21 protein-coding genes are annotated in these 20,864 nt (G+C 72.2%); 12 read left to right on the forward strand and 9 right to left on the reverse strand.

From position 1 onward, the window contains the following. Window positions 1-2: 2 nt before the first annotated feature. The gene (locus tag AB5J56_RS25025; protein WP_369235152.1) at window positions 3-386 is read left to right on the forward strand and encodes a hypothetical protein; all 384 of its coding nucleotides are present in this window, start codon (window positions 3-5) and stop codon (window positions 384-386) included. Then, on the forward strand, window positions 383-661 hold the full coding sequence (locus tag AB5J56_RS25030) for a DUF4031 domain-containing protein (protein WP_369235154.1): 279 nt from the start codon (window positions 383-385) through the stop codon (window positions 659-661). The genes AB5J56_RS25025 and AB5J56_RS25030 overlap by 4 nt, the downstream gene beginning before the upstream one ends. Before the next feature lie 56 nt (window positions 662-717). On the opposite strand, the gene AB5J56_RS25035 is transcribed toward AB5J56_RS25030, so the two are convergent. Beyond that, window positions 718-1,392 (reverse strand): maleylpyruvate isomerase family mycothiol-dependent enzyme, encoded by a 675-nt coding sequence (locus tag AB5J56_RS25035; RefSeq protein ID WP_369235156.1) that lies wholly within the window; start codon window positions 1,390-1,392, stop codon window positions 718-720. A 56-nt stretch (window positions 1,393-1,448) separates the two neighbouring features. Here AB5J56_RS25035 and AB5J56_RS25040 point away from each other — a divergent pair, with 56 nt between their 5' ends. The 5 genes from AB5J56_RS25040 to AB5J56_RS25060 all read left to right on the forward strand — a co-directional run bounded on the left by AB5J56_RS25040 (window position 1,449) and on the right by AB5J56_RS25060 (window position 6,863). After that, window positions 1,449-2,105, forward strand: a complete 657-nt coding sequence (locus tag AB5J56_RS25040; RefSeq protein ID WP_369235158.1) for a hypothetical protein — start codon at window positions 1,449-1,451, stop codon at window positions 2,103-2,105. Window positions 2,106-2,205: 100 nt separating this feature from the next. Then, window positions 2,206-3,462, forward strand: a complete 1,257-nt coding sequence (locus tag AB5J56_RS25045; RefSeq protein WP_369242755.1) for a Cmx/CmrA family chloramphenicol efflux MFS transporter — start codon at window positions 2,206-2,208, stop codon at window positions 3,460-3,462. Between the two features lie 23 nt (window positions 3,463-3,485). After that, window positions 3,486-4,589: a GNAT family N-acetyltransferase gene (locus AB5J56_RS25050; RefSeq protein WP_369235160.1), complete on the forward strand. Its 1,104-nt coding sequence runs from the start codon at window positions 3,486-3,488 to the stop codon at window positions 4,587-4,589. Between the two features lie 152 nt (window positions 4,590-4,741). Beyond that, window positions 4,742-5,437 (forward strand): copper homeostasis protein CutC, encoded by a 696-nt coding sequence (locus AB5J56_RS25055; RefSeq protein ID WP_369235162.1) that lies wholly within the window; start codon window positions 4,742-4,744, stop codon window positions 5,435-5,437. Between the two features lie 181 nt (window positions 5,438-5,618). Continuing rightward, complete coding sequence (locus tag AB5J56_RS25060) at window positions 5,619-6,863, forward strand: serine protease (protein WP_369235164.1); 1,245 nt, start codon at window positions 5,619-5,621, stop codon at window positions 6,861-6,863. 120 nt (window positions 6,864-6,983) lie between these two features. On the opposite strand, the gene AB5J56_RS25065 is transcribed toward AB5J56_RS25060, so the two are convergent. Continuing rightward, window positions 6,984-8,168, reverse strand: coding sequence for an MFS transporter (locus AB5J56_RS25065; protein WP_369235166.1), 1,185 nt, complete (start codon window positions 8,166-8,168; stop codon window positions 6,984-6,986). A gap of 92 nt (window positions 8,169-8,260) precedes the next feature. On the opposite strand from AB5J56_RS25065, the gene AB5J56_RS25070 reads away from it, so the two are divergent. Continuing rightward, the gene (locus AB5J56_RS25070; RefSeq protein WP_369235168.1) at window positions 8,261-8,611 is read left to right on the forward strand and encodes an ArsR/SmtB family transcription factor; all 351 of its coding nucleotides are present in this window, start codon (window positions 8,261-8,263) and stop codon (window positions 8,609-8,611) included. A gap of 54 nt (window positions 8,612-8,665) precedes the next feature. Here AB5J56_RS25070 and AB5J56_RS25075 read toward each other — a convergent pair whose 3' ends face one another. After that, window positions 8,666-10,630: an ATP-binding domain-containing protein gene (locus tag AB5J56_RS25075; protein WP_369242757.1), complete on the reverse strand. Its 1,965-nt coding sequence runs from the start codon at window positions 10,628-10,630 to the stop codon at window positions 8,666-8,668. Between the two features lie 373 nt (window positions 10,631-11,003). Here AB5J56_RS25075 and AB5J56_RS25080 point away from each other — a divergent pair, with 373 nt between their 5' ends. Beyond that, complete coding sequence (locus AB5J56_RS25080; RefSeq protein WP_369235170.1) at window positions 11,004-11,195, forward strand: hypothetical protein; 192 nt, start codon at window positions 11,004-11,006, stop codon at window positions 11,193-11,195. 28 nt (window positions 11,196-11,223) lie between these two features. Here AB5J56_RS25080 and AB5J56_RS25085 read toward each other — a convergent pair whose 3' ends face one another. The 3 genes from AB5J56_RS25085 to AB5J56_RS25095 form a co-directional block, all read right to left on the reverse strand. Next, complete coding sequence (locus tag AB5J56_RS25085; RefSeq protein ID WP_369235172.1) at window positions 11,224-12,867, reverse strand: DNA repair helicase XPB; 1,644 nt, start codon at window positions 12,865-12,867, stop codon at window positions 11,224-11,226. Window positions 12,868-12,940: 73 nt separating this feature from the next. Continuing rightward, window positions 12,941-13,621, reverse strand: a complete 681-nt coding sequence (locus AB5J56_RS25090) for a hypothetical protein (protein WP_369235174.1) — start codon at window positions 13,619-13,621, stop codon at window positions 12,941-12,943. 239 nt (window positions 13,622-13,860) lie between these two features. Next, window positions 13,861-16,446 carry a helicase-associated domain-containing protein gene (locus AB5J56_RS25095; RefSeq protein WP_369235176.1) on the reverse strand — a complete coding sequence of 862 codons (2,586 nt, stop codon included), beginning with the start codon at window positions 16,444-16,446 and terminating at the stop codon, window positions 13,861-13,863. A gap of 354 nt (window positions 16,447-16,800) precedes the next feature. On the opposite strand from AB5J56_RS25095, the gene AB5J56_RS25100 reads away from it, so the two are divergent. Continuing rightward, window positions 16,801-17,796, forward strand: coding sequence for a hypothetical protein (locus AB5J56_RS25100; protein ID WP_369235178.1), 996 nt, complete (start codon window positions 16,801-16,803; stop codon window positions 17,794-17,796). A 39-nt stretch (window positions 17,797-17,835) separates the two neighbouring features. Further along, window positions 17,836-18,465 carry an HAD family hydrolase gene (locus tag AB5J56_RS25105; protein ID WP_369235180.1) on the forward strand — a complete coding sequence of 210 codons (630 nt, stop codon included), beginning with the start codon at window positions 17,836-17,838 and terminating at the stop codon, window positions 18,463-18,465. On the opposite strand, the gene AB5J56_RS25110 is transcribed toward AB5J56_RS25105, so the two are convergent. Then, window positions 18,462-18,710, reverse strand: coding sequence for a hypothetical protein (locus tag AB5J56_RS25110; protein ID WP_369235182.1), 249 nt, complete (start codon window positions 18,708-18,710; stop codon window positions 18,462-18,464). The genes AB5J56_RS25105 and AB5J56_RS25110 overlap by 4 nt on opposite strands. A 184-nt stretch (window positions 18,711-18,894) precedes the next feature. On the opposite strand from AB5J56_RS25110, the gene AB5J56_RS25115 reads away from it, so the two are divergent. Further along, complete coding sequence (locus tag AB5J56_RS25115) at window positions 18,895-19,278, forward strand: cold-shock protein (RefSeq protein ID WP_369235184.1); 384 nt, start codon at window positions 18,895-18,897, stop codon at window positions 19,276-19,278. 14 nt (window positions 19,279-19,292) lie between these two features. Here AB5J56_RS25115 and AB5J56_RS25120 read toward each other — a convergent pair whose 3' ends face one another. Both AB5J56_RS25120 and AB5J56_RS25125 read right to left on the reverse strand, forming a co-directional pair. Beyond that, window positions 19,293-20,165 (reverse strand): 1,4-dihydroxy-6-naphthoate synthase, encoded by an 873-nt coding sequence (locus AB5J56_RS25120; RefSeq protein ID WP_369235186.1) that lies wholly within the window; start codon window positions 20,163-20,165, stop codon window positions 19,293-19,295. Beyond that, on the reverse strand, window positions 20,149-20,859 hold the full coding sequence (locus tag AB5J56_RS25125) for a futalosine hydrolase (protein ID WP_369235188.1): 711 nt from the start codon (window positions 20,857-20,859) through the stop codon (window positions 20,149-20,151). The genes AB5J56_RS25120 and AB5J56_RS25125 overlap by 17 nt, the downstream gene beginning before the upstream one ends. Window positions 20,860-20,864: the final 5 nt, after the last annotated feature.

Consider the following 20,864-nt stretch of genomic DNA (forward strand, 5'->3'; position numbering starts at 1 on the left):
GCATGGATCCCATCAGCCCCCTTGAGCAGGCGTTGCACGCGGCTCGCGCCCTGGTGCTCGCCGACCTGATCGCGGGCCAGGTGGCCGAGGCCGACGTCGTCTCCCTCGTCGAGGAGTCCGTCGTGCAACGCCGCTGGTGGGTCGAGCAGTGGCCGGAAGGCGCCGGTTACGTCGCCGGGCTGATCGCCCAGGACGTCCAGGACGCCCTTCTCGAACGGTACGGGCGGTGGCCGCTGTGCCCCGTGTGCGGCTCCGGCGACCCGCACGCCCTCGACGTGGAGCCCGAGTTGGGACCCGACCCGCACTGGGTCTGCCACAAGGCGGGCGTGCGGGTCGCTTCGGTGGGGGCGCTGGACTCGGCGACCGGCGGGACGCCCCCGTCGTGACGGTGTACATCGATCCGCCGACCTGGCCCGGACACGGGCGGTTCTGGTCCCACCTCGTCAGCGACGTCTCGTTCGACGAACTGCACGGTTTCGCGGCCGGGTTGGGCGTTCCGTCGCGGGCCTTCGAGCGCGACCACTACGACATCCCCTCGCACCGGTACGCCGATGTGGTGGCCGCGGGAGCGGTGGAGGTCAGTAGCCGCGAGGTGGTGCGGCTGCTGACGGACTCCGGGTTGCGCAGGCCCAAGGGGCGGGCCTGGCCGGGGAGTTCGTAGCGCCCGGCTCGCGCTGCGGGTGGCCGTACGCCACGAACTCCCGGCGGTGACCGGCGTCAGCCGAAGATGTTGAGCTCCGCCTCTCGCGCCCCCGCCAGCTCGTACCGCGCCCCCACCAGTGGACGCCCCGCGTACAGCCGGATCAGTGTGGCGGCGTCACCGAGATAGCGCGCCGGAGGCCGGTCCCCCGGCACGCCCCCCAGCCGTAGGGGCGAGTCCACGTCGTCGAGGTCCGCGTGCAGTGGCACACACCCCCGCTCCCGGGTGATCCGCCCCAGCAGCGCCAGCGCGTGCGGCAGCCCGGAACCCCCGTACGCCCCCGCCACCCCGAACGCCTCCCGCACATCCCCCGCATGCACCCACTCCCCGAGCGCCACCGCGTCGAGAACACCACCCGCCTTGGCGATCACCGCCCCGGCCTCGCTCATCCCCCGCTCCAGCTCGTCCACGACCCGCGCATGCGGCCAGTCGTCCCGCTCGGCGATGTCCCGCTCGTTCGCGGCGGGGCTGAACACGTCCTTCTCGTAGCGGCTCTCCACCACCCGCATCAACGCGGCAGAGCAGTGCGCCAGCACATCGCGCACGGTCCAGCCGGGACACGCGGTCCGCAACGCGAAGTCGGAGTCGGGGCGCCCCCGCAGCAGCGGTATCAGCGCATCGCGCTCCACGAGCAGCAGCCGCCCGGGAAGCTCCGGATCACGTACGTCGTCGTACAGCTCGGCAGAAGTCATGCCCCCACGCTAGGGGCCGAGGGACGGAAGACCCGGCCACCCGCGACAATGTCCACATGGCCGATCACGACGCGCTGCGCGCCCGCTGGCACCGCGCCCTCACCACCGCACGCGACGGCGCCGGCCACCCCGACCCGGCCCCGTACGCCGACAATCTGCTGAGCCGCTGGTCGGAGCCGCAGCGCCGGTACCACACGGTCGAGCATCTGGCGGCGGTCCTGGATCGCATCGACGTGCTGATCGACGTACAGAAGGAGCACGCCGAGGACCCGGACGCCGTCCGTCTGGCGGCCTGGTTCCACGATGCCGTCTACCTGCCGGAACGGTCGACGAACGAGGAGCGTTCCGCCCGCCTGGCCGAGCGCGCGCTGCCGGAGGCGGGGGTCTCCCCGGCTCGCACGGCCGAGGTCGCCCGCCTGGTCCGCCTCACGCTCACGCACGCGCCCGAGCCCGGCGACTCCAACGGTGCCGTGCTCTGCGACGCGGATCTGGCGATCCTGGCGGCGCCGACGGAAACGTACGCCGCGTACACGGTCGCGGTCCGCGAGGAGTACGGCTTCGTCCCGGACGAGGCTTTCCGCGCGGGCCGGGCCGCCGTACTCCGCCAACTCCTGGACCTCCCAAGGCTGTTCACGACGCCCTACGGGGAACGGGAGTGGGAGCCCCGGGCCCGCGAGAACCTCCGGACGGAACTGGCCCAACTGACCGACTGACACCCGCGCACCGCTGCCCACCCACCCGCTCAGGGGGGAATGCGCCCCGCCCTTCGCTCCGTTGGACCGTGATATGCCCGCACCCGCCGCCCGCCCCCGCATGCCCCTCGCCGTCTACATCCTCGGCCTCTCCGTCTTCGCCCTGGGCACCAGCGAGTTCATGCTCTCGGGCCTGCTGCCGCCGATCGCCGACGACATGGACGTCACGATCCCGCAGGCGGGCCTGCTGATATCGGCCTTCGCGATCGGCATGGTCGTCGGCGCTCCGCTGCTCGCGGTGGCGACGCTGCGGCTGCCCCGCCGTACGACGCTCGTCTCGCTGATCGCCGTCTTCGGCGTGGGCCAGGTCGCGGGCGCGCTCGCTCCGTCGTACGGCGTCCTGTTCGCGTCCCGGGTGGTCAGCGCGCTCGCCTGCGCCGGGTTCTGGGCGGTGGGCGCGGCGGTGGCCGTGGCGATGGTGCCGCTGAACGCCCGCGCCCGCGCACTCGCCGTGATGATCGGCGGCCTGTCGATCGCGAACGTCCTCGGGGTCCCCGCGGGCGCGTTTCTCGGCGAGCACCTGGGCTGGCGGTCCGCCTTCTGGGCGGTCGGCGCGGCCTCCGCGATCGCACTCGTCGGCGTCGTCACGCTCATTCCGCGCATCCCGCTGCCCGACGAGAAGCCGCAGCTCAAGCGGGAACTCCGCATCTACCGCGACCCGCAGGTACTGCTCTCCATCGCGATGATCGCGCTCGCCGCCGGCGGCGTCTTCTGCGCGTTCAGCTATCTCGCCCCGCTGCTCACGGACGTGGCGGGCCTGGACGACGGCTGGGTGCCCACGGTCCTGGCCCTGTTCGGGGTCGGCGCGCTGATCGGCACGACGATCGGCGGGCGGGTCGCGGACGCGCACCTCTTCGGCGTACTGCTCACCGGCATCGCCGCCGACACGGTCGTCCTCGTCGCCCTCGCCCTGCTGGGGCAGTACGCGGTCGCCGCCGTCCTTCTCTCCTTCGCCCTCGGAGTGGCCTGCTTCTACACGGCCCCGGCGCTCAACGCCCGCATGTTCAACGTCGCGGGCGCCGCGCCCACGCTGGCCGGCGCCACCACCACGGCCGCCTTCAACCTCGGCAACACCGGCGGCCCCTGGCTCGGCGGCACGGTCATCGACGCGGGCTTCGGCTACACCTCGACGGCGTGGGCGGGAGCGGCTCTGACGGTGGCGGGAATGGGTACGGCGGCGGTGTCCCTGCGGCTGCAGCGCCGTACGCGGGCGTCACGGGTGGTGATGTCGGCCGAGGGGGCGGAGCGTACGGAGTGCACGGACCTGGCGGACGGCATGGACCGTACGGATCGGGCGAATAATCCCGAACGCGCCTGACCCTGATCACCTATCCTCGCCGCATGCGAAGCATGGGTGGGGACCAGGTGGAGGAAGCCGTCGCGAGCTGCGTGACGCTGCTGCGGACGGCGGTCGAGCAGGACTGGGAGGGGACCAAGGCGGGCCGCCTGGACTGGAGTTGCCGCGAGACCGCCGAGCACATCTGCGGTGATCTCATCGCGTACGCGGGCCAGTTGGCGGGACGCGCGACCAAGGCCTACATGCCGTTCGACATCGTGATGGAGGACGGCACCGACAACGCGGGCCACCTCGACGTGATCGAGACGACCGGCGCCCTGCTCGCCGCCGCCGTGCGCACGACGCCCCGCGAGGTGCGCGCCTTCCACCCGTACCCCTTCCGCAGCGCGAACCGCGAGGGCTTCGCCGCGATGGGCGTCACCGAGATCCTGGTGCACACCCACGACATCGCGGAGGGCCTGGGCCTGGCGTACGAGCCCCCGGCCGAGCTGTGCGCGGACGTCCTCGCGCGGATCTTCCCGCACGTCCGCCCCGGCGACGCCCCCTGGCCGACCCTTCTGTGGGCCACCGGCCGCGGAGAACTGTCCGACCGCGCCCCGCTCACCGAGTGGCGCTGGAACAACAACCTGGTCATCCCCGCCGAGCGCCTCACCCTGCAAGGGGTCACGCCCGCGGCCGCCGCCGACCTGAGCGCGGGCGGCACCGGCGGCTTCGAGTGGGTCGAGGACGGCCCGTTCGAGGGCACGCGGTCGGCTGCCGGGATGGTCGCGAAGTCGTACGAGGCGGGGACGCACCGCCCGGAGTGGGGCATGTTCGTCCTCGTCCGCACGGAGGACGGCCGTGCGGTCGGCGGCATGGGCTTCCACGGCGCCCCCGACGAGGACCGCCGTGCCGAGGTCGGCTATGACCTGGCGGAGTCCGCCCGCGGCAACGGCTACGCCTCCGAGGCCCTGGGCGCGCTCTCCGCCTGGGCCCTGTCCCGCGAGGACGTGGACGTACTCTTCGCCGCCATCGACCACACCAACCTCCCTTCCCAGGGCGTCATCTCCCGCGCCGGGTACACACGGGTGAGCGAGGAACTGGAGACATACGCCTACGAGGAACAGGGCCTGGAGCGCTCACTGCGCCTGTACGCCCGCGAAAGCTGACCCCTGCGGACCATCGGAACCGTCCCGGGTGCCGGACAAGCAGGGGCCACCCTCGCGGCACCCCGGCGGGCCGAGCTTCTCGCGAGGTCGCCCAGGAGCGGCGTAGTCTGGGATTGGACTAGACCTGTAGCCGCTCCAAGGGAAGAGGCCGTATGAGCAAGCGTGCAGCCCTGGAGGTGATCGCCCTCGGCCCGGAGGACGCGGTCGCCGCCCAGGCCGGAGGCGCGGACCGCCTCGAGCTGGTCACCGACATGGCCGCCGACGGCCTCACCCCGTCGGTGGAGACCTTCGCCGGGATCCGCGCCGCCGTGGACATCTCGCTGCGCGTGATGCTCCGCCGCGCGGACGGCTTCGCGGCCGGGGACGTCGATGCGCTCGTACGCCTTGCCGGGGAGCTGCGCACCGCCGGAGCGGACGAGTTCGTGCTCGGGTTCCTCGACGAGCACGGCGGCCCCGACCTGCCCGCCGTGGAGCGGATCGTCGCCGAGCTGGACGGCTGCCGCTGGACGTTCCACCGCGCCATCGACCGCGCCGCCGACCGCGACGCCCTGCGCAAGCAGCTCGCGGATCTGCCCGGCCTGGACGCCTATCTCACCGCGGGCGCCGCGTCCGGCGTGGACGAGGGCCTGCCCACGCTCGTCGCCGAGGCCGCCCGCCGCGGCGAGCCCGGCTACGAGCCGCGGATCATGGTCGGCGGCGGCCTCCGCCTCGACCATGTCCCTCGGCTGCGCGCCGCGGGCGTCGACGCCTTCCACATCGGCGGCGCCGCCAGGCCGGGCGGCTGGTCCGCCCCCGTCGACGTGGCAGCCGTGGCGCGGTGGCGGCGGGCGCTGGACGAACCGGCATGAGGTGCCTGGCCGGTTGAGCCGAGGTCACGGATCTATATCCGACGGGTAGTTGTTGTGTGCTGAAGCCGTCCCGTGGATCATTCCGTGCCCCGTGTACGTGCATAGTGAGGACGCCCCAAAGTTGAACCGGGGCATGACAAAGCACGTGCACGCAGAGGGAAGTAACAGGGGGACAGGCTCCATGCCATCCATACGCAGCCGCTCATTCGCGGCCGCCGCAGCCGTGGTCGCGGCCATCATGGTCACCACCACGGCCTGCAACGACAACAAGAAGGACGACGCGGCGGACGCGAAGCCCACCTCGTCCGCCCAGGCGGACAAGGGCGTCGACACCGGTTCGGACGACGACGCGGGCACCTCGATCGGCGGCTACAAGCTGCCCGAGGGCATCCCGACCGAGCTCAGCGGCGCCGCCCTGGACAAGTGGAAGAACGGCGGCTGGAAGGACTACAGCAACTGGGCTTCCAAGGCTGAGGACTTCGCCAACCCGTACATCGACAACTTCTGGACGCCGGAGCGCATCGCCAAGGCCAAGACCGTCGCCGGTGACATGCCGACGGTCGCCAAGTCGACCAACATGAGCTCCGGTTCGGGCGGCGCGGTCTACGCGTACGAGCCCGACGGCCCGGTGAGGAAGTACAACGCCACCCGGGTCAAGTCCACGTACCACAAGAACGCGGCGGCGGTCGGCAAGCTGTTCTTCAGCACGCCCGAGGGCGAGTACGTCTGCTCCGCCGCGGTCGTCTCCGACCCGAAGCACCCCGGCAAGTCCAACATGGTGTGGACCGCCGGTCACTGCGTGCACGGCGGCAAGGGCGGCGGCTGGTACCGCAACATCGCCTTCTACCCGTCCTTCAACAACAAGGGCAACCTCAACATCCAGCAGGCGACCCAGAACGCCAACAGCCGCAGCGTCTCGCCGTACGGCAACTTCTGGGCCGACTGGGCCGTCACGTCCAACAACTGGATCAAGGGCGGCTCCGGCCACAGCGGCACCTGGGCGTCCACGTACGACTACGCCGTGCTCCACGTGCAGCAGCCGAAGGGCCACAAGTCCCTTCAGGAGCAGGTCGGTTCGGCCCTTCCGGTGTGGTTCAACGCGCCGGCGGCCAACAAGGTCAAGAACATGAAGGTCCGCGGCTACCCGGCCGGCGCGCCCTACGAGGGCTCCAAGATGTACGACTGCCGGGGCGCCACCAAGCGCTACGTGCTCGGCTCCAGCTACCCGAGCAAGTACCCGGCCGAGTACCAGGTCGGCTGCACCATGACCGGCGGCTCCTCGGGCGGCCCCTGGTTCACGTCGCACAACGGCCGCAACTACCTGGTGTCCAACACCTCGCTCGGGGGCAACGGAGCCCTGACCGGCCCCCGCCTCGGCCCCGACGCCAAGGCCGTCTACCAGGCCATGTACCGCAAGTTCAAGTAAGACGGACTGTTCAAGCAAGACGGGCTGTTCAAGCAAGACGGACTGTTCAAGTAGGACGGTCTTACGGGTAGTTGTGGGTGGTCCCCCGGATGCGCACGCATCCGGGGGACCATTCGCGTTTCAGGCTCGTACGGGAGCCGTGGTCTTCTCCGTCACGGGCCGCTGTGCCTGCGGGTCCCGTGCCGTCAGTGCCGCCACCGCGACCGCCAGCGCCGCGAAGACCGCCCCCACCAGCAGGAACCAGCGGTCGCCCAGCAGCGATATCGCGAGGCTTCCGGTGCCGCCCGCCGCCGCGATGCCCAGGTAGAGCGCGCTGCTGTTGAGCGAGATGAGCAGGGGCGCGTTCGCCGGGTCGAGGGAGGCGAGGCGGGCGGTGAGGGCCACGGCGATCGACCAGCCGACGAGCGGGGTGAGCGCGGAGGCCGCCAGGGCCGTCGGCATGGCACGGAGCGTCCAGGGCTGGGCGCCCGCCAGCACCAGATACGCCGTGCCGGAGGAGAGGATCACCGCCCGCGGCCCCCATCGGTCCACCAGCCGTCCGCCGAGCTGGCCGCCGCCGACCGACGCGAACCCGGAGACCAGAAGCAGCAGGGTCAGCCGGTCCTGGTCTCCGCCCGTCGCGGGGTGGGTGGCCACCGTGTAGTAGATGTACGACGTCTGGAAGGCCAGGAAGACCAGGAACGTGGTGACCGCCGCGCCCAGGACGCGTGCGTTCGAAAGCGGGGCGAGACGGGCCCGCAGGGTCAACACGGCCACGGGCTGCGGGAGTTCGCGCAGCAGCAGGGCCAGCCCGGCGAAGGCGGCCACCCCGAGGCCGGTCACCAGCCACATCGTCAGCCGCCAGTCGGTGCGGCCGATCCAGGTGCCCAGCGGAACCCCGAGCGCCGTCGCGGCGGTCAGCCCGCCCATCACCACCGCGATGGCCCGCCCGCGCCGCTCCGGCGGGACGAGCGAGGTGGCCACGGCGTTGGCCGTCGGTGTGTAGAGCGCGGCGCCCAGGGCCGCCAGCACCCGGGTGGCCAGCAGGAAGCCGTACGAAGGGGCCAGCGCAGTAAGGGCGTTGGCGAGGGTGAAGACGGCCAGTGCGGTGAGCAGGGCCCGGCGGCGGGGCCATCGGGCGGTCGCTGTCGCCAGTACGGGTGCGAGGACCGCGTACGACAGCGCGAAGACGGTCACCAGCTGTCCGGCGACCGAGATGGAGACGTCCAGATCATGGGCGATCAGCGGCAGGATGCCGGCCATCACCATGCCGTCGGTTCCGACGGCGAAGGTGCCGAGAGCGAGCAGGAGCAGACGTAGACGCACGGGTCCCCCAGCAGTCCGTGAACGGTTTGACGTTGGTCAAACAATAGAGACTGTTGGATGATTGTCAAACGTTAAGGGGAAGGGGTCGCGCCATGTCCGATGAAGGCGAGCAGCTGCCGCAGCCCGATGTGGACGACATCGATCTGGTCAAGGTGCTGCATGCGCTCGGTGACCCGGTGCGGCTGTGGCTGCTGAAGGTGTACGCGAACGGGCAGGCCTTCTCCTGCGCCCCCGACGCGCTGGGCATCGGGCATCTGCACAAGTCGACCGTCTCGCATCACATGCGGATCATGCGCGAGGCCGGGATCACCTCGACGCGGGCCGTCGGCCGCAACCGCTATGTGCAGCTGCGCCGCGACGACCTCGACGCCAGGTTCCCCGGCCTCCTGGATGCCCTGCTGAAGTCGATGCCCGAGGACTGGACGCGGTATCAGCCGAGTTGAGCAGCGGAAGTCGGCCGAGGGGTCCGGCGGGCTGAGGGCCCGGCGGGCTGAAGGTCAGCCGAGCTGAGGCGGCAGCGGGGCCGCGTGCGTCACGATCAGGCCCGAGACCGCTCGGGTCAGGGCCACGTACAGGCGGCGCAGGCCCGTCCGCTCGTCCGGCTCGCCGTCGACCACCGCCTGCGGCTCGTCCAGGACCACGTAGTCGTACTCCAGGCCCTTGGCGAGCGAGGCGGGGACGAGGGTGAGGCGGGTTTCGGCCGTCGTCTCCTCGCCCGGGCCGAGGTACGGCAGCCCGGCCGCCGTCAGCGCCTCGGCGAGGACGGGGATCCGCGCGTCCGCCGCGATCAGGCCGATCGACCCCTCGTTGCGCAGCAACTCCTCGCCGGCGGCGACCACGTGGGAGTCCTCGCTGGTGGCGCGGACCTCGAAGAAGCCAGGGTTCTCACGCACCGACGCGACCGGTGTCAGGCCGGGCGCGATGTGCGGCAGCAGCCGGGACGCGTAGGTGATCACGTCGGTGGGGACACGGAAGCCCGCCGTCAGCTCCTCGACGACGGCCTCCGTCTTGCCGAGGTGGAGCAGCGCCTCGTCCCAACTCCTGGTCGCCCAGGGCGTGGTGCCCTGCGCCAGGTCGCCGAGGACCGTCGCCGAACCGGTCGTGCAGCGCCGGCCCACCGCCCGGTACTGCATCGGCGACAGGTCCTGCGCCTCGTCGAGCACCACATGCCCGAGCGAGTGCGTCCGCTGGACGAGATCGGTCGCCTCGTCGATCAACACGGCGTCGGCGGCGGCCCACTTGGCCGACTTCACCGACCGCACCGGCTTCTGCCAGAGGATCTCCTTCTGCTCGTCCGCGTCGAGGATCCCCGCTGCGTGGGCGGCGAGGAAGTCCGCGTCGCAGAGCAGCCGCAGCACCAGCTTCGCCGGGTCCACGGGCGGCCAGATCGCCTTCACCACCGCCTTCACCGCGGGGTTGCGGGCGACGGCGTCCTGCACACGGTCGTCCGGCGCCTCGCCCGACCGCTCCATCTGGACCAGCACGGCGTGCGCGATCCGCTGCGGCAGGGCCTCGCGCGCGGCGCCGTAGCGGATGTCGCGGGCCATCAACTCCTCGACGATGTCCGTGAGTTCGTACGCCGGTACGCGCCAGCGTCGCGAGCCGCGCACCACCACGACCGGCTCGGTGGGCAGCGTGATGTGCGAGCGCACGGCCCGGCGCAGCACCTCCGCCATGCGGGCGTCGCCCTTGAGGACGGCGGCCGGTGCCGCGTCGGTCCCGCGCACCTCCACATGGGCGACCAGGTCGTCGACGGTGGCCTGCTTGACCTCCAGCTCGCCCAGCGCGGGCAGCACCTGCTCGATGTAGTGGAGGAAGGACTTGTTCGGCCCGATGACGAGGGTGCCGGTGCGGGCGAGCCGGTCGCGGTGGGCGTAGAGGAGATACGCGACACGGTGCAGGCCCACGGCCGTCTTCCCGGTGCCCGGCCCTCCCTGCACGCACACGGAACCCGAGAGCCCCGACCGTACGATTTCGTCCTGCTCGGGCTGGATGGTCGCCACGATGTCGCGCATCGGGCCCACGCGCGGGCGCTCGATCTCCTGCTGGAGCAGCTTGCTGGTGGTCGCCGCCTCGACCGGGTCGGACAGGTGCTCGTCCTCGTACGCCGTGAGGTCGCCGCCCGTGTACCCGAAGCGGCGGCGCAGCCCGACGTCCATCGGGTCCTTCTTGGAGGCCCGGTAGAACGGCTGCGACACCGGGGCGCGCCAGTCGATCACCATCGGGTCGCCGCCTGCGTCGTGCACATGCCGGCGCCCGATGTAGAAGCGTTCGCCCTCGCCGCCCTCGGCCTTGTCCGCGCCGGGTGCGTGCAGATAGTCCAGCCGCCCGAAGAACAGCGGGGTGTGGCTGAGGTCGGCGAGGGCCTTGATGCGCTCGCCGATCTGGCGCTCCAGGATCGCGGCGTTCACCCAGTTCGCGGTGACGTCGCTGATGTCGAGGTTCTCCGCGTCCTCGCGCATCGCGCGCAGCGCGGCCCGGGAGTCGGCGAGATGGGTCCGCTCGCGGGTGAGGGGATCGAGAGGGCGGTCGGTGGGAGCGGGCGGGGTGGACAAGGGGGTGCCTCCGGGAACCTGCTGCGAACGGGTCACTGGGTGCCGCCCGGTTTCCGTCCGGGCAGCGGCGCTCCGTGAAGGGAGGCGGGCAAGAGCGGAGATTCTAGGTGAGCGGAGGGTGTGGGGCCAACGGTTTTCTCAGGGTGCCGGGGGGCCGGACCCTAGGGGACCGGCTCCCTCCTGAGGTGTAGCCGGGGCGCCCCGGAGGCGTACGGGAGTGCCGTGCGGGTTCGGTCCGTAGACCGACGCCATTCAGGGGCCGCGATTCCATGCTGGATGTATGAGCGCAGCAACCATCACCCCGGCCCCTGTCCGCCACGTTCCGTCCGGCGCCACCGCCCTGGACGGCAGCCGGCCCGCCCGCCACCGCGTCGGCGACGCCCTGCGCGCCGTCAAGGTGTTCGCCGGTGCGGCCCTCGGTGTCGTCCTCCTCGGCGAGTACGGCGAGGAAGCGGGCGTACGGCGCCGCTGAGCACCCGGCGCAAGGCGGCGCCGGACAGTCAGCTGCCCGCGAGCAGCTCGTCCGCGTCCATGATCCGGTAGGCGTAGCCCTGTTCCGCCAGGAAGCGCTGGCGGTGGGCGGCGAAGTCCTGGTCGATGGTGTCGCGGGCGACGACGGAGTAGAAGTGCGCCTGGTGGCCGTCGGCCTTCGGCCGCAGCACCCGTCCCAGCCGCTGAGCCTCCTCCTGCCGCGATCCGAACGTGCCCGACACCTGGATGGCGACGGTCGCCTCCGGCAGGTCGATCGAGAAGTTCGCGACCTTGGACACGACCAGCACGCTGATCTCGCCCTCCCGGAACGCGTCGAAGAGCTTCTCGCGCTGTGAGTTGGGCGTCTCGCCCTTGATCACGGGCGCGTTCAAGTGCTCGCCCAGCTCGTCGAGTTGGTCGATGTACTGTCCGATGACAAGGATCTGCTGCCCCGCGAACCTCTTCACCAGCGCCTCGGTCACCTTCCGCTTGGTGGCGGTGGTGGCGCAGTACCGGTACTTCTCCTCGGTCTCGGCGGTGGCGTACGCCAGCCGCTCTGAGTCCGTGAGGTTCACCCGGACCTCGACGCAGTCGGCGGGCGCGATGTAGCCCTGCGCCTCGATCTCCTTCCAGGGAGCGTCGAACCGCTTCGGGCCGATGAGCGAGAACACGTCGGACTCCCGCCCGTCCTCGCGCACGAGGGTCGCGGTCAGCCCCAGCCGCCGCCGGGCCTGGAGGTCGGCGGTGAACTTGAAGACCGGCGCGGGCAGCAGGTGCACCTCGTCGTAGACGATGAGTCCCCAGTCCCGGGAGTCGAACAGCTCCAGGTGCGGGTAGACGCCCTTCCGCCGCGTGGTCAGCACCTGGTACGTGGCGATGGTGACGGGCCTGATCTCCTTGCGCGTCCCGCTGTACTCGCCGATCTCCTCCTCGGTGAGCGAGGTGCGCTTGACCAGCTCGTGCTTCCACTGGCGGGCGGAGACGGTGTTGGTGACGAGGATGAGCGTGGTCGCCTTGGCCTGCGCCATGGCCCCGGCCCCGACGAGGGTCTTTCCGGCACCACAGGGCAGCACGACCACACCACTGCCGCCGTGCCAGAACCCCTCCACGGCCTGCTTCTGGTACGGGCGCAGCGCCCAGCCGTCCTCGGCCAGCTCGATCGCGTGCGCCTCGCCGTCGACGTACCCCGCGAGGTCCTCGGCGGGCCAGCCCAGCTTGAGCAGCGTCTGCTTGATCTGCCCGCGCTCGGAGGGGTGCACGGCGACGGTGTCGGCGTCGATGCGGGCCCCGACCAGCGGCGTGACCCGCTTGGAGCGCAGGATCTCCTCCAGCACGGGCCGGTCGGTGGTCGTCAGGACGAGGCCGTGCGTCGGGTGCTTGCTGAGGGTGAGGCGGCCGTAGCGGTCCATCGTCTCGGCGATGTCCACGAGGAGGGCATGCGGCACCGGGTAGCGGCTGTACTGCACGAGCGCGTCCACGACCTGCTCCGCGTCATGCCCCGCGGCGCGCGCGTTCCACAGCCCGAGCGGCGTCACCCGGTAGGTGTGGATGTGCTCCGGCGCCCTCTCCAGCTCCGCGAACGGCGCGATGACCCGACGGCATGCGTCGGCCTGCTCGTGGTCGACCTCGAGGAGCAGGGTCTTGTCCGACTGGACGATGAGCGGTCCGTTCACGTACTTGTCCCTTCCGCACGGCCAAACCTCCAGTGTGCCGTATCGGGGGAGGGGACGGGGTGGGGCGGACCGTTCAGGGAGTGCAGGCGCACAGCTGGAGAGGGTCGCTGTTCCACCACTTCAGCAGAGCTTCGGCGTCGGAATCCTCGGCCACGGCCGCGACGAGTGCGTCGGTGTAGGACCAGGCGATGCGGAGCTTGTCGTTCTTCCAGTAGCAGGCCAGCGTGCCCGTGACGACTCCCTGGTACCGCCAGGAGCCCTTGAAGTTCTGTTCGTCCCCGCAGGCTGTCGCATCGTCCGGGGCGTCGTAGGACGAGAACTCCGTCGCCATCCAGGCGTTCAGGTCGGAGTTCGTGTCGAAGGAGACGACGAGGGGTTCGGTCAGCGGGACGCTGTTGGACGCGGAGCAGTTGAGGGCCGCAGAGGTGCCGGTGCCGGGGTTGTCGGCGGAGTGGCAGTCGTACAGGTCCCCGTCGACGATTCGGTCGGCCAGTGACTGCTCGGCGGTGGTCAGCTCCCGGTCGTTCGACGGGGTGTCCGACGGATCGTCCGGCGAGGTGTCCTCGTCGGATTCCGGGGCCGTGGTGTCCGGCCCGGGCCCCGGCTCGCTCGTCGTCGGCCCGGCCTTCGTCGGCCCTGCCTTCGTGATTGCGGGGGACGAGATGTCCGTGCGCGAGCCGCTGTTGACCATCACCGGGATCGTCGCCGCCAGCACGACACCGACAGCGCCGACCAGCGAGGCCCAGATCGGCACTCGTGAGGGCCGGTGATGACCACCACCTGGTCCTGTGCTCCCCGGCCCCGTACCCGCACCTGGATCGCTCATTGCGGCTTGCCCCCCGACGTCCCCCGACGGCGCACCTCGCGCGTGCACTGAATCCGGAATAGCACAGGAAGTAATGATCGATACAGCCGTTTTGTCTCTTTCCCGGTACTGCCTGGAAACAGGCTGGTGCTCCCGTTCCACACGTCTACGGATGGGCCGGGCGCGACTCAGGCCGAGTCGTCCGCCAGCTCCGCCACGCCGGTCACGCGGTGCAGGGGGTATGTGCGGACTTCGTCCGCCGTGTGGTCGTAGGCCGTGACGAAGCCGCCCTCGACGCGGATGGGGGCGATCACACGCTGGCTGGCTGAGCCCTCGGCGTTGACGTAGCCGATCCAGACGGACTCGCCGGTGAGGACGGCGGCCTGCATGGTGGCGAGGGTCTCGGCGGAGCTGGTGCGGGGGAGGTCGCCGCCGGCGGGGGAGGTGTCGGGGGTCGGCTTGCGCGGGGCCGTGGAGGCCAGGTCGCCGGCGCGGATGGCGCGGATCGCGGCGCTCAGGAGGGTGGCGTCGGGCGCCGGCGGGCCGTCCGGGACGGGTTCGGGGGCGGTGCGCGGCGGTGTGCGGTGGGCGTGCGCCCGGGCGATCAGGACGTCGCCCTCCGCGGACTCGGCGGCGGGTGCGAAGCCCATCGCGCGCAGGCCGTCGAGGAGGGTGCCCGGGTCGGCCTGGGCGGCGAGCACGGTCGGGGCGAGGCGGCGCAGCCGCAGCCCCTGGGAGCGCTTGTCGGCGAGGATCTCGTTCAGCAGGGAGTCGTCGTCGCAGCGGACGTACGCCGAGGCCGCGCCGATCCGCAGATGCCCGTGCTTGCGGGCCACGTCGTCGATCAGATAGGCGAGCGGCTGCGGGACGGGCGTGCGCGAGTGCGCCGTCAGGAAGGCGTGCAGGTCGGACGCCGAGCGCCCCGCGTCCAGGGCCCGCCGCACCGACCCCGGCGTGAACCGGTACACCGTCGCGCCACCCTTCGACTCGACGTCCGCGAGCACGCCCAGCACCTCGGCGAGAGGCCGCTCAAGAGGGCCCGGCGCGACCGCTGTGAGGTCCGCCTGGAGGAGGACGTGGTCGAGGGGCTCGGGGAGCAGCGGGGCCAGCAGCCGGGCCGCCTGCGCGGCGGCCGCGGCCTGCTCGGCGGGCGTGCGGGGCACCTCGCCGGTGAGGGGGGCGGGGTGGTGGCGCTTGGGGACGGGGAGCTTGTCGCCGGGGCCGGATGCGGGGGTCGCGGCGGTGTGGCCGGGGCCGGGGGATCCCAGCAGCGCCCGCCCGTGCGAGGACAGGGCGCCCCGGCCGGTCACGCCCAGCGACTCGGCCTCGGACAGCGTCCACCGGGCGAGCCGGGAGCGCAGGTCGTCGGTGGCGGCGGGGGACTGGCGCGGGCCGCGCAGCGGGTGCTCCCAGCGCAGCCGGGCCAGCACCGAGTCCGGGGTGGTGGCGGCGCCCTCCGGGAGGCCCGCGAGGAACGCGAGGACGCGGTGGCGGACCTCGGGGGCCGCGGAGCGGTCCAGGCCGGGGCCGAGCGCGGACAACGTACGGTCCTTCGCGTCCCGCCCGCCGACCAGGCCCGCCGTGCGGGTCGCCGCCAGCCACGCCGTGACGAGCAGCGTCCAGCGCTCGGCGGGGGGCAGCTCCAGCCACTCGTCGTACGCGGGGGTCGCCGCGTACCGCTCGTCGGCCTCGCCGTCCGAGGCCAACAGGCCCGCCGCGTAGGCGAGTTCGACCCAGAACGCGGCGACCGGTTCCGACACGTCGAGGGCCACCGCCGTCCGCTTCAGGTCGCGCACGCTGAGCCCGCCCGCACGCAGCACGGCCGGACCGCCCTCGTGCCAGTCCTTCAGCAGCTCCTCGACGGTCGCGAGCGCCGTGTAGGCCTGGCCCGCCGCCGTCGCGTCCACAACCTGTGGACGGTACGTCGCCGCGGGCTCGACGGCCGGCGCCACCGGCTCCGTCTCCCGGTGCGCGCGGCCCGCCCGCAGATGCAGGGCGACCTCGCGGGGCAGTACGACCGTGCCGGGCGCGGTGGGCAGCAGCAGCCCTCGGTCGATCAGCCAGCGCAGATGGCGCGCCGGGTCCGCCGTCACCTGGCCGTACGGCGGCCCCCAGACCAGCCGCGCCAGCACGTCCAGCGCCTCCGTGGGCGCACCGTCCAGCAGCTTCGCCATCCGTCCGCGGTCCGTGAACAGGCCGGTCAGCGCCGCCACCGCCGACACCGCGTCGTGCGTGGTCGCCAGCCCGGCCGCGGCCACGATCTCCTGGATACGGCCCGGCGACATGCCCGACGTCGCCTCCGCCACCGTCGGGCCGAGACCCGTCGGGGACGGGTGCTGCGGCGACGGCGACAGCAGCTCCCTGGCCGTGCGGACGAGACGCAGGCGGTCGTCCGGCCCCCAGACGAGGGCCTGCTCGCGGAGCGTGCCGAGAGCGCGCGGGTACGCCGCCGTCACCGCCGGGTCGGCGTCGTCGCCCGCCATCAGGGCGAGCAGTTCGCCGTACGTCGCCGGGTCCGCGGCCACGGCGAGTGCCTCCGCGGTCTGCAGGGCGAACCGGTCGAGCCGCTCCAGGGCACGGACGACCGACGCCCGGGTGCCGGCGCGGGTCGCGAGCTGTGTGAGGTCCGTGGGGACCGGGGTGATGAGGTCCGGGCGGCTACGCAGGAGCGCGCTCAGCGAGGCGTCGTCCCGCACGCGGAGCGCTTCCGCCAGGGAACGCGGAGCGTTCCCCCCGCTCCCGGGATCCACCGCGACCTGCTCCTCGGTACTCATCCGCTCCACGGTAGCGGGTGGGGAGGTGCTGCCGCTGTGGCGCGGCTGTATGCGGGGCGCCGCTCCAGCCGCAACCGTAATGGCCCGCAGTGACGACGGCCCGCAGTCGCGATCCGGCGGGAGGGGCCGTGCCGGTACGTTCCTGCCCGTCGCGTAGCAGATCGCCCGCCAAGTCCCGCCGTATATCAACCCCGGGCAGTACGCCCACGCGGCGACGGGCAAGACGTACCGGCACGGCCCCGACCCACCCACCGGCGGCAGGCGCCCCGCGGCCGGCGGACCCACCGCAGCGGGGCTGACGCGGTACCGTCGGGGGAACGGGGAGTTCAACATGCCCGCCCCGGAGGGGACTTCGTGGGGATTGAGAGCGATCAGCTCGTCTTCGACTATCTGAGCCGGGTCGGAGACCTGGCGCAGCAACGCCAGCTGCCGTCCGCGACACGGATGCGGCTGGTCTCGGAGCTGCGCAACGAGATCGACCGGCGCCGGTCGAAGACGTCCGTCGACAGCCCGGCCGCCGTCCGCCGCATCCTCGACCGCCTCGGCTCGCCGGACGAGATCGTCACCGCCGCCGGCGACGGCACCGCCGGCCCCGCCCCGGAGCCCCGCGCCACCGTGCCCGTCCAGCGCGCCGACGAACCGGAGAGCCGCTCCAAGCGTCTGCGCCGCGTCGTCCCGAGGCCGCGCCCCGCGGAACCGGACCCCGTGGAGTCCTCCCGCGACATCCCCTCCCCGCCCCACCTCGCGGGCACCCACGAACTCGGCGACAGCGCCGCACAGCCGGACTGGTGGCGCGTGGACAATAGCGCCTTCGGCGTCGGGGACAGCGTCCCGGGCTTCGTCGGAGGCGTCGAGATCCCCGAAATACTCAAACCGCCGCCCCCACCGGAGAAGGCGGACACACCCGCCGTCAAGGACACCGGGGACGACGGGGACATCCGCGTCGAGCCCGGCGTCGAGCCCGCCGCGGAACCCCGCGTCAGGACCCGCCGTCTCCGCCTCCGCCCCGGCGCCGGCTGGAGCAACCCCCTCCTCCTGCTCGCCGCCGCGCTCCTCGTCGCGGGCGCCGTCCTCGGCAGCTGGATCGCGCTCGGCTTCGGCTGGCTCATCGCCTACGCCTCGCGCAGGCTGAGCGTCGCCGAGTCGAAGTGGGCGGTGCTAGGTCTGCCGGGACTGGTCGCCACGGCCGGGATCGTCTGGCTGTGGGGCAGGCAGGACGGCCGCTGGGGCGCCCCCATCGCCGAGGGGCACATGAGCGACGCGATCGCCGAGACCTGGCCGTGGGTCGTCCGCGGCGCGGCGACCGCCTCGGCCCTCTACCTGATCTGGCGTTCCCAGCGACAGAAATAGTCGATGGGCGCCCGGATACGTGGTGGGCACAATGACCCCATGACTTCGCGCGCGCTGACCGTCGGCTTCGACCTCGACATGACCCTGATCGACTCCCGCCCCGGCATCCACGCCTGCTTCCAGGCACTTTCCGCACAGACCGGCACGTACGTCGACTGCGACCTGGTGGTGACCCGGCTCGGGCCGCCGCTGGAGGACGAGATCGCCAACTGGTTCCCGGCCGAGCGGGTCGCCGCGATGGCCGACCTCTACCGTGAGATGTACCCCACACACGCCATCACCGGCACGCTCGCGCTGCCCGGCGCCCGCGAGGCCGTCGACGCGGTGCGGGCGGCGGGCGGACGGGCCGTCGTCGTCACCGCCAAGTACGAGCCGAACGCCAAGCTGCACCTGGACCACCTGCGCATCGACGCGGACGCGGTCGTCGGCAGCCTGTGGGCCGAGCGCAAGGCGGAGGCGCTGCGCGAGCACGGCGCGAGCGTCTACGTCGGCGACCACACCGGCGACGTACGCGGCGCCCGGGCCGCCGAGGCGTACTCGGTCGCCGTGGCCACCGGCCCCTGCGACGCGGCGGAGCTGCGCGCGGCGGGCGCGGACGTCGTGCTCACGGACCTGACGGAGTTCCCGGCATGGCTGGAGGGCCACCGCCGGGAACGTACGACCGCCTAGGAGGTCGCCCGGGCCCGGCGGCGGCCCGCCGCGATCGACTGGAGCACCCCCGCTCCCGCGAGCAGGAAGCCGACGCCCATCAGCATGCTCAGTCCGAACATGTACGTCGGAAAGGGCGTCGTGTCCAGCAACAGCGGGGCCACGGTGACCAGTGTGGCCACGGCGCCGAGGAAAAAGACCACGGCACCGGCACGGATCAGCCGGTCACCGGGTTCGACGGAATTCGCTTGGGTTTTGTCACGCACCCGACCAGGGTAGTTCCCTGCCCGAAGGAACAATCCGGCGACGTCTTGTCACCGGCCCCCTGACCATTAGCCTTGGAACCGGCGGGTCCTACGACCCGCTGTAGTGCTATCCAGAGCCGTTTCCGGACAGTTCCCCACCGCAGTTCCAGAGCAGTTTCCGACGAGTACGAGGACGAGGACAGACGTGCCTACCGGCAAGGTCAAATGGTTCAACAGCGAGAAGGGCTTCGGCTTTCTCTCCCGCGACGACGGCGGCGACGTCTTCGTTCATTCCTCGGTCCTGCCCGCCGGAGTCGAAGTTCTCAAGCCGGGCCAGCGCGTGGAGTTCGGCGTGGTCGCCGGCCAGCGCGGTGACCAGGCGCTCTCGGTGGTCCTGCTGGACCCGACCCCCTCGGTGGCGGCCGCACAGCGCCGCAAGCCGGACGAACTGGCGTCCATCGTCCAGGATCTGACGACCCTTCTCGAAAACATCACGCCAATGCTGGAGCGGGGGCGCTACCCCGACAAGGCCTCCGGTCACAAGATCGCGGGCCTGCTGCGCGCGGTCGCCGACCAGTTGGACGTGTAGCTCCCGCCGGGAAACTACGGAAAATCGAGCGCATCCGGGCCGAGGGGCGGCACCAGCCCCTCGGCCGCCGCACGCGTGAGCAGTCCCCGGATCGCGGCGTAGCCGTCCTCGCCGAGGTCGGCGGTGAACTCGTTGACGTACAGGCCGATGTGCTGGTCGGCGACCTTCGGGTCCATCTCCTGGGCGTGTTCCAGGACATAGGGGCGCGAGGCCTCCGGGTCGTCCCACGCCATCCGGACCGAGGTGCGGGTGGCCTCCGCCAGCGCCGTCAGCCGCTCCTGCCCCAGGGACCGTTTGGCGATGATCGCGCCCAGCGGGATGGGCAGCCCGGTGGTGTGCTCCCAGTGCTCGCCCATGTCGGCGAGCTTGTGCAGCCCGTAGTTCTGGTAGGTGAACCGGGCCTCGTGGATGACGAGTCCGGCGTCGACCTTCCCGTCCCGCACGGCCGGCATGATCTCGTGGAACGGCATGACCACGATCTCGCCGACGCCGCCGGGCACGGTGTCCGCGGCCCAGAGCCGGAAGAGCAGGTACGCGGTCGACTTCTCGCTCGGCACGGCGACCGTCTTCCCGGTGAGGTCCGCGCCCGCCTTGCGCGTCAGCACCAGCGGCCCGCAGCCCCGCCCCAGCGCGCCTCCGCAGGGCAGCAGCGCGTACTCGTCGAGGACGTAGGGCAGCACGGCGTACGACACCTTCAGCACGTCGAACTCGCCGCGCTCCGCCATGCCGTTGGTGATGTCGATGTCCGCGAACAGCACGTCCAGCGCCGGCGCGTCCGGCACCCGGCCGTGCGCCCACGCGTCGAAGACGAACGTGTCGTTGGGGCAGGGGGAGTACGCGATCCGCAACGGCTGTGCGTCGGTGCCTGTGTCAGTGAGGGGGCTCATGTGGGTTCCAACTCTCCAGTACGGGCGGGAGCTTCCCGAATGCCTCGGTGAGTGCCGCGAAGGCCTCGCCGATGCGCCAGGCGGCCCGGTCGCGCGGGCCGACGGGGTTGGACACCGCGCGCAGTTCCACCACGGGCACCCCGTGCGCGGCGGCCGCCTCGGCCACCCCGAACCCCTCCATCGCCTCGGCGAGGGCGAGCGGATGCCGGGCCCGCAGCTCGGCGGCGCGCTCGGCGGTGCCGGTCACGGTGGAGACGGTCAGTACGGCGCCGGCGCGCGCACCGGTGGCGGCCGCGACGTCTCGTACGAGTGCATTCGGCGGACGGTGGCTGACGGTCCCGAAGCCGAGCGCGGTCACGGGCACGAAGCCGTCCGCGGTGTCGGCGCCGAGATCGGCCACGGTGATGTCGTCGGCGACGACGAGCGAGCCGACCGGCGCCTCGGGCGCGAAGCCGCCGGCGATCCCGGCGCAGACCACGAGGCCGTACGGCGATCCGGACAGGGCGGCGGCCGTGAGGGCGCCGGCGGTGCAGGCGGCGGCGCGCGCGGGCCCCACACCGGCGGCGAGCAGGTCCCAGCCGCGTATCCGGTGCAGCGTGGCCCCGGGCAGCGGGACCTCGTCGGCCGGGTCCGCGAACGCGCGAGCCACCGCGTCCCGTTCGGGCGGGACAGCGGTGGCTACGAGGATGCGCATCGGCG

Source organism: Streptomyces sp. R21 (assembly GCF_041051975.1).
Lineage (GTDB): Bacteria > Actinomycetota > Actinomycetes > Streptomycetales > Streptomycetaceae > Streptomyces.

Excerpts from the sequence above, each read along its gene's own strand:
- AB5J56_RS25025 (WP_369235152.1), top strand. The coding sequence starts at position 3 with ATGGATCCCATCAGCCCCCTTGAGCAGGCGTTGCACGCGGCTCGCGCC.
- AB5J56_RS25035 (WP_369235156.1), bottom strand. The coding sequence starts at position 1,392 with ATGACTTCTGCCGAGCTGTACGACGACGTACGTGATCCGGAGCTTCCC.
- AB5J56_RS25040 (WP_369235158.1), top strand. The coding sequence starts at position 1,449 with ATGGCCGATCACGACGCGCTGCGCGCCCGCTGGCACCGCGCCCTCACC.
- AB5J56_RS25045 (WP_369242755.1), top strand. The coding sequence starts at position 2,206 with ATGCCCCTCGCCGTCTACATCCTCGGCCTCTCCGTCTTCGCCCTGGGC.
- AB5J56_RS25050 (WP_369235160.1), top strand. The coding sequence starts at position 3,486 with ATGCGAAGCATGGGTGGGGACCAGGTGGAGGAAGCCGTCGCGAGCTGC.
- AB5J56_RS25055 (WP_369235162.1), top strand. The coding sequence starts at position 4,742 with ATGAGCAAGCGTGCAGCCCTGGAGGTGATCGCCCTCGGCCCGGAGGAC.
- AB5J56_RS25060 (WP_369235164.1), top strand. The coding sequence starts at position 5,619 with ATGCCATCCATACGCAGCCGCTCATTCGCGGCCGCCGCAGCCGTGGTC.
- AB5J56_RS25070 (WP_369235168.1), top strand. The coding sequence starts at position 8,261 with ATGTCCGATGAAGGCGAGCAGCTGCCGCAGCCCGATGTGGACGACATC.
- AB5J56_RS25075 (WP_369242757.1), bottom strand. The coding sequence starts at position 10,630 with ATGCGCGAGGACGCGGAGAACCTCGACATCAGCGACGTCACCGCGAAC.
- AB5J56_RS25080 (WP_369235170.1), top strand. The coding sequence starts at position 11,004 with ATGAGCGCAGCAACCATCACCCCGGCCCCTGTCCGCCACGTTCCGTCC.
- AB5J56_RS25095 (WP_369235176.1), bottom strand. The coding sequence starts at position 16,446 with ATGAGTACCGAGGAGCAGGTCGCGGTGGATCCCGGGAGCGGGGGGAAC.
- AB5J56_RS25105 (WP_369235180.1), top strand. The coding sequence starts at position 17,836 with ATGACTTCGCGCGCGCTGACCGTCGGCTTCGACCTCGACATGACCCTG.
- AB5J56_RS25120 (WP_369235186.1), bottom strand. The coding sequence starts at position 20,165 with ATGAGCCCCCTCACTGACACAGGCACCGACGCACAGCCGTTGCGGATC.
- AB5J56_RS25125 (WP_369235188.1), bottom strand. The coding sequence starts at position 20,859 with ATGCGCATCCTCGTAGCCACCGCTGTCCCGCCCGAACGGGACGCGGTG.